Raw genomic sequence first — 13611 nt, forward strand, 5'->3', positions numbered from 1 at the left:
ATGCTGTAACGGGGCCTGCGTCACGCATAGCCGTTACCGAAGTTTGAAGCCTAACAGCTTGATCACTTATACGGAAATCAAGCGTGACAAAAACAGCTGTTATAGTAACATCTCGAAGGGATGTCCCAAATGATAAATAGGCATAAGAACGGGTATCAGTGACATGATTTTATTTTCTTTTGTTTTCAGAAATTTCTATCCACTAAAATCTGGAGCCGGGTTGATCTCCAACTCAAAATTCCTGAAGGCAATTGACGGAAACCCTAAGACTGACGCGATATGCCGAATTGGACGGTATAAATTAGCGATCCCAGAAAACGATTATGTTGGAAGGAGTATCAAGTACTTCGGAGACTTAGACAAGAAAATCACATGGGTCATTCGCCAAACTCTTCGCCCGGGAGATACGGCATTCGACATAGGCGCCAATTTAGGGCTCGTATCTTTCAAGATGCTTGAAATAGTTGGAGATTCAGGAAAAGTAATTGCTTTTGAGCCCCAGTCCAGAATGGCCGACTACATTGAACAGAGCATAGGCTTAAATGGCATAGAGAATCTTCAGCTTGAGAGGATTGGCTTATCTGACAAACCAGGCACCTTAAAACTCTCCATACCAGAACATAACGCTGGAGCCGCAACCTTCATGTCAAACATTAGCTCTAATTTCGAGGAAGCCTCGATCACGACACTAGATATCTTTGAAGAGGAAAATAGATTGGGAAAAGTTCGAGTAGTCAAAATTGATGTGGAAGGTTTTGAAGAAAAAGTTTTTAACGGAGCAAAGAATTTCATAGCAAAATCACAGCCTGATGTAATAATCTTTGAGGAAAATAGAAATACTATGGAGAAACCGAAATCGGTATCCGTATTAGAAGATATAGGGTACGATATTTTTTCATTACCAAAAACTCTTTTTTCTGTGAAGTTATTACCTTTCCAAACCGGCGCAGATGCTCATGATTTCGTTGCAGTACATCACGAAGCATCCCATGAACTTCGCAAAAGGCTCGGCCTATATTCGTAGATTAACGCGAATTTTGAGATTTCAATTATATCTGAAATATAGGTTCCAGACACTTTGAGTTTCAGAGCCCGAAGAAGATTGCGGCTGCGAGCACTATGGCCGATAAGAATACCTTCGGACATCTGTCGTAACGGGTTGCAGCAACCGTCATCTATTGGTTATGAATCTAGACCCTAGGCTCGCCAGAAAACTCTGAAGACGGGAAAGTGGTGTTACATCTCCCGCCTCATCTAAAGATATTTCTTAATGATCTCGCAGCGGTGCTGGAAGACCGCATCGTCGGTATAACCTTCTCCATCCCGCAAGGCTCGGGCCATCATGTCTCCGAGGAGTGACCGATCTCCTGCAATCGACTGCACTGTTTCACTCAGGGCAGCGACATTGTTCAGTGAAACGAGTTGTCCTCCACCATGAGTCGAAATCAGATCCTCGGGATAGGCGCTGCTATAACCGACGATCGGCGTGCCAGAGACCAGCGCTTCGATTAGGCATCGCGGGGATTCCGGCGTCTTGTGGCAGAAAAGGAAAATATGGGCCTGTCGCAGGTGGTCGAAAACCGCAGCGCGGTCATTCACGAAACCTGTGAAGGTGACGTGGCTCTCAAGGCCTGCGTTGGCGACGCGCGCCCTCATGTCTACTAGATCCGGTCCATCACCCAGCCATGTGGCTTGGAAATCCACTTGTCGCTTGGCAAGTGTCTCAAGAACCTCCACCCAGTCTTGCGGACCCTTCATCGCGCTCGCCCTTCCTGTATAGACGATCTTCAGGGGCCCATTGTTCGCAGCGACAACCTTAGCTTTCAGAGCTTCGGGAGGGAGATGTTCCGAGGCCTTGATGTGGATGTCGTGCACGAGTTGTGGTTGGCGGCAATAGGGGGCATAGGTCTCATAGGTTTCCTTGCCGTGAAACAGGCCCAGAGCCGCGCGTCGGATGATAAATTTTTCCCATTCCCACATGGGCCGATGTTCTAACCGCGCTCTGATCCGGCGATGCCAGAGCGGGTTACTAGACGCTGTGCGGCGGGTTACCTCAGATTCCACCCGGTCGGTCCAGATCGCAAAGGGTCGACCCGCCATATGGGCCTGCCAAGCCCCAACCGATCCCCAATCTCCAGCAAGGCCACCGATGGAGAAGGCTACGTAGTCAGCTTTGTCGATCTCCGCGCGTATTAGATTCCGAGTGGCTCGATAGTGGCGAAAAAACTGATCAGGACGATAGGCCGTTGGCAGAGGCAAGATACGAATGCGATCCAAGTTTGGCCCAACGTTATTGATTGGCACCCAAGCGTCTGGCAACTTTGTATGAGAGACGGGGTGCATCGTAATCAATTCATCAAAATGTTCCGCCCAGAGCCTCAGCCCATTGCAAGCTTGATCCTCAAGATACAGTCCGGAATCGGTTTGCACTAATGGTACTGGCGCATAAATTAGTAGCTTGCCCGAGTTGGTCATGAAGATCTGTGTATCCCATTATGAAATCGATTCCAGAATGTATACCTTGCAATGAACTAGTTACCGCTGCACACATCCAATAGGGTTCATTTTGCCATTAAACACGAACACGAACATGTTTTTACATCGCATCAAACGAAAACTCACGCCACTATTGCTACTTTTTCTATCCGCTTGCGGCCTGGTCAACCGCTGTAGCACGCCTGATCCGGTGGACGAAGCGCAATTCAGCATGATCTACGATAGGCCTGCATCGGTGCCCGAGGGACCACTCAATGTCTATCATCTGGGGCACAGTCTCGTGGGACCACACATGCCGGGGATGTTGCAGCAATTGGCGGAACAGGGCGGCAGCGAGGGACACAGTTTCAACAGTCAGCTTGGTTGGGGGACGCCGCTACGTGCGCATTGGGAGCCAGATGTGGTGATCAATGGGTTTGAAGAGTCTAACGGTCCTCCCGCCTTTCGGGATGCAAAGGAAGCCATGGCGTCAGGTGACTATGACGCGGTGGTGTTGACCGAAGCGGTCGAGATCAAGGATATGATCAAGTATTTCGCGCCGCATGAATATCTGCGCAACTGGGCCGTCGCCGCCTGGGAGGGCAATCCAGAGACACGTGTTTACCTTTATGAAACTTGGCATCCATTGGATGATCCGGAGGGTTGGCTCACACGGCTCGACCGGGATTTGAGTCTTTATTGGGAAGGCGAGATTCTCAAACGCACGCTGGCCTATGAGGAAGTCGACAAGCCGATCTATGTCATCCCAGCCGGGCAGGTCATGGCAGCTTTTGTGCGCAAGGTTGAGGCTGCTGGCGGGGTTGGGCCCATCCGTGATCGCAACGATCTGTTCCATGACAACATCCACTTCAGTGAATACGGTGGCTATCTCGTGGCGCTCACTCACTACGCTGTACTTTATGGGCGCTCGCCCGTTGGCTTGCCTCACCAATTGCAACTGGCTGATGGTAGTCCGGCTGCTGACCCAGGTCCCGAAGCGGCGAGGTTGATGCAGGAAACCGTTTGGGAAGTGGTCACATCTTATCCACCAAGCGGGGTGCCCCAAAACTGAAAGCGGCGCGGGCCAGACTATTCCTCCGCAGGTGGGAGTGCTTCCAGCCGCGTGATCTCGTCGCGGGCGATGGCGATCTGCGGGCGGGGGTCGTCTTCCCCCGCAAACTCCAGTACCCGGCGGTACTGTGCGATGGCGTCCTCATCGCGCTCCAAAGCGGCGTAAGTCTGGCCGAGGTGGAATTGAACGATTGGATCCTGCGATAATTCTGCGGCAGCGCTTTCGAGATAGGGCAGGGCCTCTTCCGCCTCACCGCGGCGAAAGACAAGCCAGCCATAAGTGTCCTGAAAGGCGGGCACATCTGTGCCGTTCAGGCGCCGGGCTACAGCCCAAGCGCGTTCAAGGTCGGCGTCATCTGTCTTGTGGTTTGTCAGCAGGCTGGCGAGATTGTTGGCGGCAACAAGGTCGTTGGAATTGCGCTCATAAAGCAGCTCATAATTGGCAATGGCGCCGTCAATATCGCCAGCCGCTTCCAATTCCCCGGCTTGCGCCCAAAGAAGTTCGCGGTTGTAGGGCAGAGCGGCGCGCCCGTCACGCAGGGTCTGTGAGGCGCTGTCGTCTTTTCCCTGAAGGCGCTGGAGGCGATAGAGTTGGACCCAAGCCCGACCCCGTCTGGGATCTTCTTCCACCAGGATCTGAATCTGATTTTCCGCCACATCCAGTGCGCCATTGGCGGCATGAGAGGTGGCCAGAATGAAACGCAGGGCTGCATTGTCAGGATATTCCGCGACAAGCGCCTCAGCCTGTCTCAGGGCTGCCTCTGTTTGCCCGCTGCTGAGGCGTGCGCGCAGAAGCGCAATCTGAGTGTTGAGGCTGGCGTCTTCCCGCTCCGCGAGTTCGCGCAGATATCCAAGCGCCTGTTCGACGCCTTCGCGGCTGCCCAGAAGCCGGGCCTGAAGCGCATCCGCCACTGCAAGGGTCCGCTCTGTGCTGATGCGGCGCAGGCGCGCGATCACGCTGTCAGCGCGCGCGTAATCTTCCGCAGCCAGATAGACTTCGCCCAGAAGCACCAGAATATCCGCGTTGTTCGGTGCCCGACGCAGGGCCGGGATCAAAACCTCTTCCGCCGCGATATAGCGTTCGTCACTTGCCAGAACCCGGGCATAGCGCAAAGACGGTTCAGGCGCATTGTCGGAGGCATCCACCGCCAGCGCAAGGAAATCGCGGGATAGTTCGTGATTGCCAGCGCGCGCATAGGCCTGGGATATCAGGTCCATGGCGGCGACATCATCGGGCGCCGTATCAAGGGCTAGACGCAGCGTGGCGATGGCCTCGTCCGCTTTGTCGTCCTGGATCATCCAGGCCGCCTGCATCTTGAGCGCTTCGACACTGTCGCTGTCTGCTTCGAGCGTGTCTGCCACCAGTTGGCGCGCGCGGATCTCGTTGCCGGTCTGAAGCAACATCCGGGCCAGTGTGATGCGGATGCGGTTGGCTGTGTCGGAGTCTTCTTCGGTGCCTTCCAGCATTGTTTGCAGCGTTTCGATCGCCGTGTCTTCTGCGCCGTTTTCGAAATCGAGGGCCGCAAGAATGATCTGTATCCGTTCTGGGTCCGCTGCGACCTCCAATGCAGCGCGCAGTTCGGCGCGTGCGGCGTCTGGCCCCTGTCTCTGGTTTATGAAACGCACTAGATCGATGAAAAGCGTAGGGTCTTCTGCCGCCGGATCCGACACCTCGCGGAGAAAGGCTTCCACCTTGTCAGGCTCGCCCCGGGCCAGCAGGAACTGAATGAGTTGGGTCTTAGGTTCATCATCCTCGGTAAACCGGATGACTATGTCGCGTAGCTGTGTTTCAAGTGCTGTGAAGTCGCCTTGCCGTTCGAGCAGGACAAGTTTTTGCGTATAGAGATCGCGATTGTCCGGCTGCTTGGCGATCATTCTCTCCAGCTGTACCAAGGCCTGATCGATGGCCCCGTCGCGGACATAGGCATCAAAGAGGATCAACTGCAGGATGTCATTATCCGGGGCCTCTTGTGCCAGACCCGCAGCCTGATCGCGCACGGCATCTCGTGCTGGACCATCGCGCGCCTCCAACGCTTGCTCATATTGCAAGGCCAGCGCGATCATCTCAGTGCGCGGCGCGTCAGGCGCGAGAGCAATCACCTCGGTTGCATGGCGGGAGAACTCTTCCCAGTTGCGTGCCGCAAATGCAATCTCTGCCAGCACCGTGCGCCCTTCGACATGATCAGGCACCTGTTCGACCAGCCGCAGATACTGGCCATAGGCGGCCTCCTTGTCGTCTTTCTGCAGCATCAAAGCTGCCATGGTTTCGCGCGCTGCGACATGGTTGGGCATCAGTTCAAAGACATTGCGTAACTCGACCGCCGCCCGGTCGAGATCCCCTTCTTCGATTAGTTCTTGGGCTGAGGCGAAATAGGCTTCGGCGCGCTCTTCAACGGACTTACAGGCCGTCAGGCCCAAGCAAAGCATGAATGTCAGAAGCAGTCGCCTCAAGATTCGGGGAGGCATAGATTTGGTCCTAATCATGGTCGCCTATTCGGTTCTGCAGTCTTTTGTATGTTAAACTGCTCTATGTAGGAGCGTTTGCCTTCAGGGCTTCACTGTTCCTGTCAAACCCTGCCTCTGCCAAACATCAGCTCAGATCGCTGTCAGAGAGTGTGCCACGGCGGCAGCCATTTAATGCCACTCCCAGGACATTGGTATTGGCGGCAACCTCGATTTCCGTCCGATCAAGCTTTTTGAACTTGGTGTATTCCGCCCGTGCCACGATCAGGGCGCAATCGACATTTTTGAGGAACGCCAAAGCTTTGTCAGAAGAAAGGGCAGAGGGCAGATCGAAGATCATGATGTCGGGAGCATAGTCGCGTTGGATGTCATCGAGAAACTCTGCTGTGCGGTCCATCATCAGAAAACGCGTGGGGTCTTTTTCGGGATGAGGTGAAATCGACACAGCCACATTGTCTGTCACCCGCACCGCCTGTTTTTCAAAGGCGATCATATCCGTGAGCACTTCCGGCAGACCATAGCGCATCTTGAGATCGAAAAACTCATGCACCGAGGGTGAGCCAAGATCGAGATCAAACAACATTGTGCGCGAACTTGTATGCCGTCCCAGACCCAGTGCAAGATTGCAGGCCAACGTGGTCTTGCCACAAGATGGTTCCGGCGAAGTGATCGCCAGACGCGACCAGCCGTTTTGCTCCATCTGAAGAATAATCTTGGTGCGTAGAAGGTCAAAAGGGGTGGCATCACTGTTTGCCTCGCCCGCGATGATCCGGTGCTGTCGCAGCACCGCAGGCGACAGGTCAAAGCGGGGCAATGCCTCCCAGATGGTTTCTGTCGTATTAGATTTGGAAGGCTTGCGCACGTGTTGATCTCGCAGAACGGGACCTGGGCGTACGGTCTCGGTAGCCTCATGGCGTGCGGCGCGCGCCTTCGCGAGAGCGGCCTGCAATTTTTCCATCCAGCTTTACCCTTCTAACCGTGGCGTCTTTCAAGCCAGGCCCATCTGGACCAGAACCCGGTTCACCAATATCTCGAGCGGCACATATTCAGTATGTACGTAATAAAGCGCCGCTGGCACAGCTACTATCACAATAGCCAAAGCACTCAGCCTAAGCAGGCGCCGCCGCCATTTCTCTCCCCGGCTTTCCAGATAGGGGATGACGCCAATGGGCACGATTTCAAACCGGGACTGCAACTCTGCAGGATGGCGCACCCGCTGATTGAGCAGTTCAAGAAGCATGAAATATGCCAGCGCCAATGCGCCACCAACGGCGCCTCCCATCACCGCGATTTTTTTGCGTGCCGGCCCAGACGGTTCCTGCGGTACGCTGGCGCCTTCGATGAGGCTAATACGCTCGCCTTGCGCATTGATTTCTATTCGCTCTGCCATGCGAGCTTGGTTAAGATTGCCCAACACTGAGTTGTAGCGGGTTCGGGCGCTTTCGAGATCTTGTTCGAGACGCTCCAGCGTAATCGAATTGGTGGCCGTGGCGGCAATTGCGCGACTTAGTCGCTCCAATTCTTCGTTCACGCGCACAATCTCCAGATCGATCTCTTCGATGCGTGAATCCATTTCTGCCAGTGTGATGTCGAGAAACGTCGGCTCTGCCTCCGTCCCCTCCTGCCAACCTCCGGGATCCCCTCCGGAGATTGCGAGTTCTAACTGCTCAATCTGTCTGCGCAGTTGAACAACCCGCGGATTGGACTCGGAATAAACAATCAAATCCTCCGCCAGTTGAAGCTCGAGTTGCTGCAGGCGCTGCTCTTCTGGTGAAAGTTCTCGTCGTGTATCGGAGCCAAGCCGCCCCGTTGCTTCAAAAACGGCGATCATCTCGCTTCGCTGACTAACAATGGAAGCCCGATCCTGCTCAAGCCGACCAAGCCTCTCCTGCAATGTGGATTGGCGATCTTGCCGATAGCTGAGATCTTCTGGAAGAGCGTCGACATTTTCATTCTTGAAGGCGATGATCCGACTGGATTCTTCTTCTATTTCTCCAGCAAGCCGCGCGGCCTCCTGTTCAAAGAAAGACAAAGTGTTTTCTGTCCGCTCGCGTCGGAAAGAACTATTCGCCTCCAGCACAAGGGTCACATAATCATTAACGACATCTGCCGCGATTTGGGCGTCTCTGGCATCAAATTGGATGGCCATCAGGGAGGCTTGACCGCGCCCACCACTGCGAAGGATTCTGGTACTGTCCCGCATCGCCTGCACAATCCGGTCGGGCGTCATTGCAGCCATGCCTTCGAAGACCTGATGTCTCTGGGCGATATCAATGAGATTGGCCCGTGTCATCAGCTGTTCTTCTATCAACTGCAACTGCTCGGCCACTTCGGTTCGGATCGTAGATACCACCATTTCATCGGGGATTTGCGGCGGATCCACCTGCAATCGTGCTGAGGACATGTATGTCGGCGGCAATTGCAAGGCTGTGACAACCCCAAGCCCGGAGCAGATCAGAAACAGCGCCATCATGACCGGCAGGCGCCGCTTGAAGAGAGACCAGTAAAATCGAAATGGCAGGTTCATTTGGCAGATTTTCCAGTCAAGACGTAATGATCCGCCAATGACACAGGCGCAGCTACTGTCTTCAGGATCACGCCATCGGCGATCAATTCCTCGATCGTTGCCTCATCGACACGCGCCTGATCAGCGCTGGCAGCATAAACCAGCGCCAAATCGCAAATCTTGTTGATCATCCGCGGCACCCCACCGCTATAGTCATAAACCTTGTTCAGAGCGGCTTCAGTGAACTCCTGGCCGCTGCCCCCGACATGCCGAAGGCGGGAAATGATGTAGTCACAGCTGGATACTGCATCCATGGCCCCCAGATGATAGCTGACAGAGACGCGCTGTGCGAATTGGCTGAACTCTGGCTGCGAAATCATGTCACGCAGTTCCGGCTGGCCAATCAGGATCAGTTGCAACAATTCGTCTTTGCTGGAATTGACATTGGTGAGCATGCGCAACTCCTCCAATGTCTCTTCGGAAAGGTTTTGCGCTTCATCAAGGATCAACAGGACCGATCGACCATCTGCATATTGCCCCAGCAGGAAATCGACAAATTGTTGGTAAAGCTCCACATAGTCGGCATTAGTGTCGTACGGCAAGTCAAAGGCGTTGAGCACCCAGCGTAAAAGCTCGCCGCGCCCGCCCTGCCCATTGGAGATGAGCCCCACCACCACATCATTGTCGATGCGCTCCAGCAGCGCATAAAGCGACGTGGTCTTTCCCGCGCCAACCTCACCTGTCAGCAAAGTAATCGGTGCGCGCGTCACCAATCCGTATTCCAGCACCGAGAACGCACGCTTGTGGCCTTTGGACCAGAACATGAAATCCGGATCTGGTGGCAGCGCAAACGGACGCTCCCGAAACTGGAAATGTTGGAGATAAAGATCCGCTTTCAAGATACTGATCCAAATATTCTGGTCCGTTGGCCGGGCACGATATTCCGGTTCGAGCCCAATGCATACAATATTCTCGCCCAACGGACTATAACGGCCCTTTTGACACGTTTAAGATAAAGCACTTGGAGCTCGGATTAAATGGGTAGGGTTATTCGAAACAGAGTGTTTCCGATGGGCCATGTCTGACGTCAGCACCAATGGGACAGTTGAAGGTGATTTGATTAGAGAGGGTTTCTGGCTCATCGTAACCGCCAAGGAGTGGAGATGAGAAAGCAACCCGGAACCAAGCTGAGCCACGGTGAGGAGGTCGTAAAGGACATTCGCCGTGCGACCCGCAAACAGTATTCCGCAGAAGAAAAGATCAGGCCGTTCCGGATGGCCGGAAGGGTGAGGATAGCATGCCGAGTTCTGCCGCTGTGAAAGCATTGCACAGAGCCTCTAATACAGCTGGTCCAAAGAGCTCCTGGAGGCGAACACTGCAATACAGACAACCCGTAAACGGCAATCACTAACATGCTGTGTTCATAGAGTGAATCCCCAAGTTTGTGCAACAAAGCCATAGATTTTGTAAACGTGTTAAACGAGAACAACAATTTAAACCAATCGAGATACTTCACATATATCAACTCAGAAGTAGTTTAAGATACTTACCATAAGTAGACTTAGTGAATAGCCGGGACCGTTCTTCAAGCGCTTCATCATCAATCCAGCCGTTAGCCCAGGCGATCTCATCCAGGCTGCCGGTCTGCATCCCTTGCCGGTCTGTAAGTGTGCGCACGAAGTTTCCCGCATCCAGCAGCGACCCATGTGTACCGGTATCCAACCAGGCAAAGCCACGGCCCATGGTCTGAACATTCAGCAAGCCTTCGTTCAGATACATCTCCAGCAGGGACGTGATTTCCAGCTCGCCCCGCTCGGACGGTTGGACCTGACGGGCACGGGCAGGGGCATCGCCGTCAAGGAAATAGAGCCCGGTCACCGCGTAGTTTGAGGGTGGTACTTTCGGCTTCTCGATGATGCCGCGTACTTTCTGACCCTCGAAATCAACCACACCATAACGTTCGGGGTCGGCAACGCGATAGGCGAACACAGATCCACCACGCTCTTGTAGATCTGCTTCGCGCAGCAAATCCGGCAGGCCGTGGCCGAAGAAGATATTGTCACCCAGGATCATCGCAGACGGGGCACCTGCAAGGAAATCCTCTGCCAAAGTATAAGCCTGCGCCAGACCGTCAGGCGAAGGCTGAGTGATCCAGGTAAGCGACAGGCCGTACTGACTGCCGTCACCCAACAGACGCTGAAACTGATCCTGATCCTGTGGTGTTGTGATGATCGCGATCTCGCGGATCTGCGACAGCATGAGCACGCTCAGCGGGTAGAAGATCATCGGCTTGTCATAGATCGGCAGCAACTGTTTTGAGACCGCCATTGTGATCGGATACAGCCGAGTACCCGAACCGCCAGCCAGAATGATACCTTTGCGTTGCATGATCTATCCTTTCAAGGCAGGGCTATCTGCAACCTTCAGATCGGCCAGCACCTGCGCCAATCCGGCTTTCCAGTCAGGCCGCCCAAGCCCGTAAATGTCATTGAGCCGCGAACACTCCAGCCGTGAATTCAGCGGTCTGGGGGCCGGGGTCGAGTAATCTGTTGTCGGAATATCGGTGATCTGGGTTGCCAGCCCCGCCTGCGAGACAATTTCGCGCGCGAAACCGGCCCAGCTGACATCGGGTGTCCCGGAATAGTGAAACAGCCCGCCTTCGGCCTGCCGTCCGGTTTTGGCTATGGCCAGCAGCGTCTTGGCAATATCAGCTGCCGGTGTCGGCCCCCCGATCTGATCCGCCACGATGGTCAGCGTGTCACGGGTCTCGGCCAGCCTCAGGATGGTTTTGACAAAGTTGTGTCCGTGGGCCGAAAACACCCAACTTGTCCTTAGGATCGCATACCACCCCTCCGCTTGGGAAATCTGGTGTTCTCCCACCAGCTTGGTCTGGCCATAAGAACCCAAAGGGTCTGTCGGGTCCTGCGTGGTGCGGGGCATATCCCCCGCCCCGTCAAACACATAGTCGGTTGAGATGTGTAGGAAGGGCAAATCACGCTCTGCTGCGGCGCGCGCCATAGCCCCCGGTGTATCCCCGTTGATCACCCGGGCTAGCTGGGGCTCATCCTCGGCCTTGTCGACCGCCGTGTAAGCTGCGGCGTTTATGATCACATCCGCATCCGTGCTTCGGATAGCGTCAACACAGCTCTGCGGATCAGACAGGTCCGCTTGGGAGCGGTCCAGCGCCTCGACCGAGATGCCGTGCGTCGGCGCGCGTCGGCGCAGTTCCGTAGCAACCTGCCCGCTATGGCCGAAGACCAGTGCCTTCATTCGGCCACCCCGAGCCGCTCTCCCACGCCGCTGCGGTTCTGCAGAGCAGCCAGCCATGCGCCGTTGTCCAGATACCACTGAACCGTCTGTTCCAACCCGGTTTCAGGTGTGTAAGAGGGGCGCCAGTTCAACTCGTTCCGAATACGGGCTGGGTCGATGGCATAGCGACGATCATGACCGGGGCGGTCAGTGACAAAGGTGATCAGATCGGCGTAGGGCGTTTTGCCCGGCTTCAACCGATCGAGTATCGCGCAGAGCATTTTGACCAAATCGAGATTGGTCATCTCGTTCTCACCGCCAATATTGTAGCTGCGGCCCAGCTCACCTTTTTCCAGCACCAACAGCAGTGCCTCAGCATGGTCTTCGACATGCAGCCAGTCGCGGATGTTGTCCCCTGCCCCATAGATCGGGATGGGTTTGCCAGCCAGCGCGTTCAGGATCACCACCGGGATGAGTTTTTCCGGAAACTGATAGGGGCCGTAATTGTTCGAGCAATTGGTCAGAACCACCGGCAGGCCATAGGTTTCGCGCCAGGCCCGGACAAGGTGGTCGGACCCGGCCTTCGAGGCCGAATAAGGCGAATTGGGCTGATAGGGGCTGTCTTCGGTGAAAAACCCGGTCTTACCCAAAGATCCGAACACTTCATCGGTCGAGATATGATGAAAGCGGAAGCTCTCGGGCTTGCCGGCACCGATCCAATAGGCGCGCGCGGCTTCCAACAGGACATAGGTGCCGGTGATGTTGGTGTCGATAAAGGCCGCAGGACCATCGATCGAGCGGTCGACATGGCTTTCGGCGGCCAGATGCATGATTACATCCGGCTGGTGCCTGTTCAAGATCGCCGCCATCGCCCCCGCATCCCGGATGTCAGCCTGCTCGAATGCGTATTCAGGCACATCCGCAACGGAGGCGATATTCTCCAGACAGGCCGCATAGGTCAAAGCATCGATATTGACGACCGCATGGCCTTCAGCAATTGCGCGGCGGATGACAGCAGAGCCAATAAAACCGGCACCGCCCGTGACCATAATTTTCATTCACCATCCTCAATCACAAACGGAGTATCTATATTTCGCAAAAATGGAGCTGCTTTATCTTTATCTGACAATTGCGGTTCGGCTAGGTCCAGCGGCCAATTAATTCCAATATCGGGATCATCCCACCGAATGGCGCCTTCTGTTTCCGGAGCGTAGGTGTCGGAGCATTTATAGATGATCTCGGTCTCCGGCTCTAATGTCATGAAGCCATGAGCAAACCCGGCGGGCACCAGCAACATTCGACCGTTTTCAAAACTGAGTTCTGCGCCGACCCAATCGCCGAAGGTGGGAGAACCTTTGCGGATGTCTACGGCGACGTCAAAAAAGCGTCCGCGCCCACAGCGAACCAGCTTGGCCTGCGCTCTTGGAGGCGCTTGGAAATGCAGGCCACGTATTGTGCCAACAGCACCGGAAAGCGAGTGGTTATCCTGAACGAAGACCGTATCGATGCCCGCATCGGTAAAACTGTTCACGTTGTAGGTTTCTTCGAAGAACCCGCGATGATCACCAAACCGTCTGGGCGTGATCAGGATCACCTCTGGGATTGCAAGAGGTACCAATTTCATCGTCACAAATGTCTTATTCCACTATGTGGCATTGTCACACTCATAGGTCATGTCATAGCTGTTCGTGCATGGCCAAGGATTTTGTCACCTCTCCGGTAATTCGAGCGAATTCTCTCCTTGTATTCGGTACAGTTTTGAATTGAGGCAGTTTGGTATCTTTCTGGAATAGTCTGAAGCGTGGACAAAAGTGGAACATTCTCCCAGCGCTCTATCTCTATTCTTT

General features: G+C 54.6%; 11 protein-coding genes and 1 pseudogene. 3 read left to right on the top strand and 9 right to left on the bottom strand.

The features are described 5' to 3' along the window. Positions 1-163: 163 nt before the first annotated feature. The gene (locus ACR0EN_RS20865) at positions 164-1024 is read left to right on the top strand and encodes an FkbM family methyltransferase (protein WP_170819501.1); all 861 of its coding nucleotides are present in this window, start codon (positions 164-166) and stop codon (positions 1022-1024) included. Positions 1025-1254: 230 nt separating this feature from the next. Here the strand turns inward: ACR0EN_RS20865 and ACR0EN_RS20870 are convergent, their stop codons facing one another. Continuing rightward, the gene (locus ACR0EN_RS20870; RefSeq protein WP_480588549.1) at positions 1255-2304 is read right to left on the bottom strand and encodes a glycosyltransferase; all 1050 of its coding nucleotides are present in this window, start codon (positions 2302-2304) and stop codon (positions 1255-1257) included. 286 nt (positions 2305-2590) lie between these two features. On the opposite strand from ACR0EN_RS20870, the gene ACR0EN_RS20875 reads away from it, so the two are divergent. Further along, positions 2591-3547 (top strand): hypothetical protein, encoded by a 957-nt coding sequence (locus tag ACR0EN_RS20875; protein WP_170819503.1) that lies wholly within the window; start codon positions 2591-2593, stop codon positions 3545-3547. 17 nt (positions 3548-3564) lie between these two features. Here ACR0EN_RS20875 and ACR0EN_RS20880 read toward each other — a convergent pair whose 3' ends face one another. From ACR0EN_RS20880 to ACR0EN_RS20895, 4 genes are all read right to left on the bottom strand, one after another. Beyond that, positions 3565-6012: a tetratricopeptide repeat protein gene (locus tag ACR0EN_RS20880; protein ID WP_170819504.1), complete on the bottom strand. Its 2448-nt coding sequence runs from the start codon at positions 6010-6012 to the stop codon at positions 3565-3567. Between the two features lie 124 nt (positions 6013-6136). Continuing rightward, entirely contained in the window at positions 6137-6967 is an 831-nt protein-coding gene (locus ACR0EN_RS20885; RefSeq protein WP_170399530.1) for a CpsD/CapB family tyrosine-protein kinase, read from the bottom strand. A 30-nt stretch (positions 6968-6997) separates the two neighbouring features. Then, positions 6998-8536, bottom strand: coding sequence for a GumC domain-containing protein (locus ACR0EN_RS20890; RefSeq protein ID WP_170819505.1), 1539 nt, complete (start codon positions 8534-8536; stop codon positions 6998-7000). Further along, positions 8533-9414 (bottom strand): AAA family ATPase, encoded by an 882-nt coding sequence (locus ACR0EN_RS20895; protein WP_170819506.1) that lies wholly within the window; start codon positions 9412-9414, stop codon positions 8533-8535. The genes ACR0EN_RS20890 and ACR0EN_RS20895 overlap by 4 nt, the downstream gene beginning before the upstream one ends. Before the next feature lie 264 nt (positions 9415-9678). Here ACR0EN_RS20895 and ACR0EN_RS20900 point away from each other — a divergent pair. Beyond that, positions 9679-9853 (top strand): annotated as a pseudogene (locus tag ACR0EN_RS20900) (IS3 family transposase); the annotation flags it as partial. Positions 9854-10036: 183 nt separating this feature from the next. Here ACR0EN_RS20900 and rfbA read toward each other — a convergent pair. Genes rfbA through rfbC form a run of 4 tightly spaced genes read right to left on the bottom strand, consistent with a single transcriptional unit; the run spans position 10037 to position 13388 of the window. Continuing rightward, positions 10037-10906 carry a glucose-1-phosphate thymidylyltransferase RfbA gene (gene rfbA, locus ACR0EN_RS20905; protein ID WP_170399805.1) on the bottom strand — a complete coding sequence of 290 codons (870 nt, stop codon included), beginning with the start codon at positions 10904-10906 and terminating at the stop codon, positions 10037-10039. Then, positions 10907-11785 carry a dTDP-4-dehydrorhamnose reductase gene (gene rfbD / locus ACR0EN_RS20910; protein WP_170819507.1) on the bottom strand — a complete coding sequence of 293 codons (879 nt, stop codon included), beginning with the start codon at positions 11783-11785 and terminating at the stop codon, positions 10907-10909. Further along, positions 11782-12822 (bottom strand): dTDP-glucose 4,6-dehydratase, encoded by a 1041-nt coding sequence (rfbB, locus tag ACR0EN_RS20915; RefSeq protein WP_170408827.1) that lies wholly within the window; start codon positions 12820-12822, stop codon positions 11782-11784. The genes rfbD and rfbB overlap by 4 nt, the downstream gene beginning before the upstream one ends. After that, positions 12819-13388, bottom strand: a complete 570-nt coding sequence (rfbC, locus tag ACR0EN_RS20920) for a dTDP-4-dehydrorhamnose 3,5-epimerase (protein WP_170399786.1) — start codon at positions 13386-13388, stop codon at positions 12819-12821. The genes rfbB and rfbC overlap by 4 nt, the downstream gene beginning before the upstream one ends. Positions 13389-13611: the final 223 nt, after the last annotated feature.

The organism is Ruegeria sp. AB7 (assembly GCF_056542625.1).

Excerpts from the sequence above, each read along its gene's own strand:
- rfbD (WP_170819507.1), bottom strand. The coding sequence starts at position 11,785 with ATGAAGGCACTGGTCTTCGGCCATAGCGGGCAGGTTGCTACGGAACTG.
- rfbC (WP_170399786.1), bottom strand. The coding sequence starts at position 13,388 with ATGAAATTGGTACCTCTTGCAATCCCAGAGGTGATCCTGATCACGCCC.
- rfbB (WP_170408827.1), bottom strand. The coding sequence starts at position 12,822 with ATGAAAATTATGGTCACGGGCGGTGCCGGTTTTATTGGCTCTGCTGTC.
- ACR0EN_RS20865 (WP_170819501.1), top strand. The coding sequence starts at position 164 with ATGATTTTATTTTCTTTTGTTTTCAGAAATTTCTATCCACTAAAATCT.
- ACR0EN_RS20880 (WP_170819504.1), bottom strand. The coding sequence starts at position 6,012 with ATGCCTCCCCGAATCTTGAGGCGACTGCTTCTGACATTCATGCTTTGC.
- ACR0EN_RS20875 (WP_170819503.1), top strand. The coding sequence starts at position 2,591 with ATGTTTTTACATCGCATCAAACGAAAACTCACGCCACTATTGCTACTT.
- ACR0EN_RS20890 (WP_170819505.1), bottom strand. The coding sequence starts at position 8,536 with ATGAACCTGCCATTTCGATTTTACTGGTCTCTCTTCAAGCGGCGCCTG.
- ACR0EN_RS20885 (WP_170399530.1), bottom strand. The coding sequence starts at position 6,967 with ATGGAAAAATTGCAGGCCGCTCTCGCGAAGGCGCGCGCCGCACGCCAT.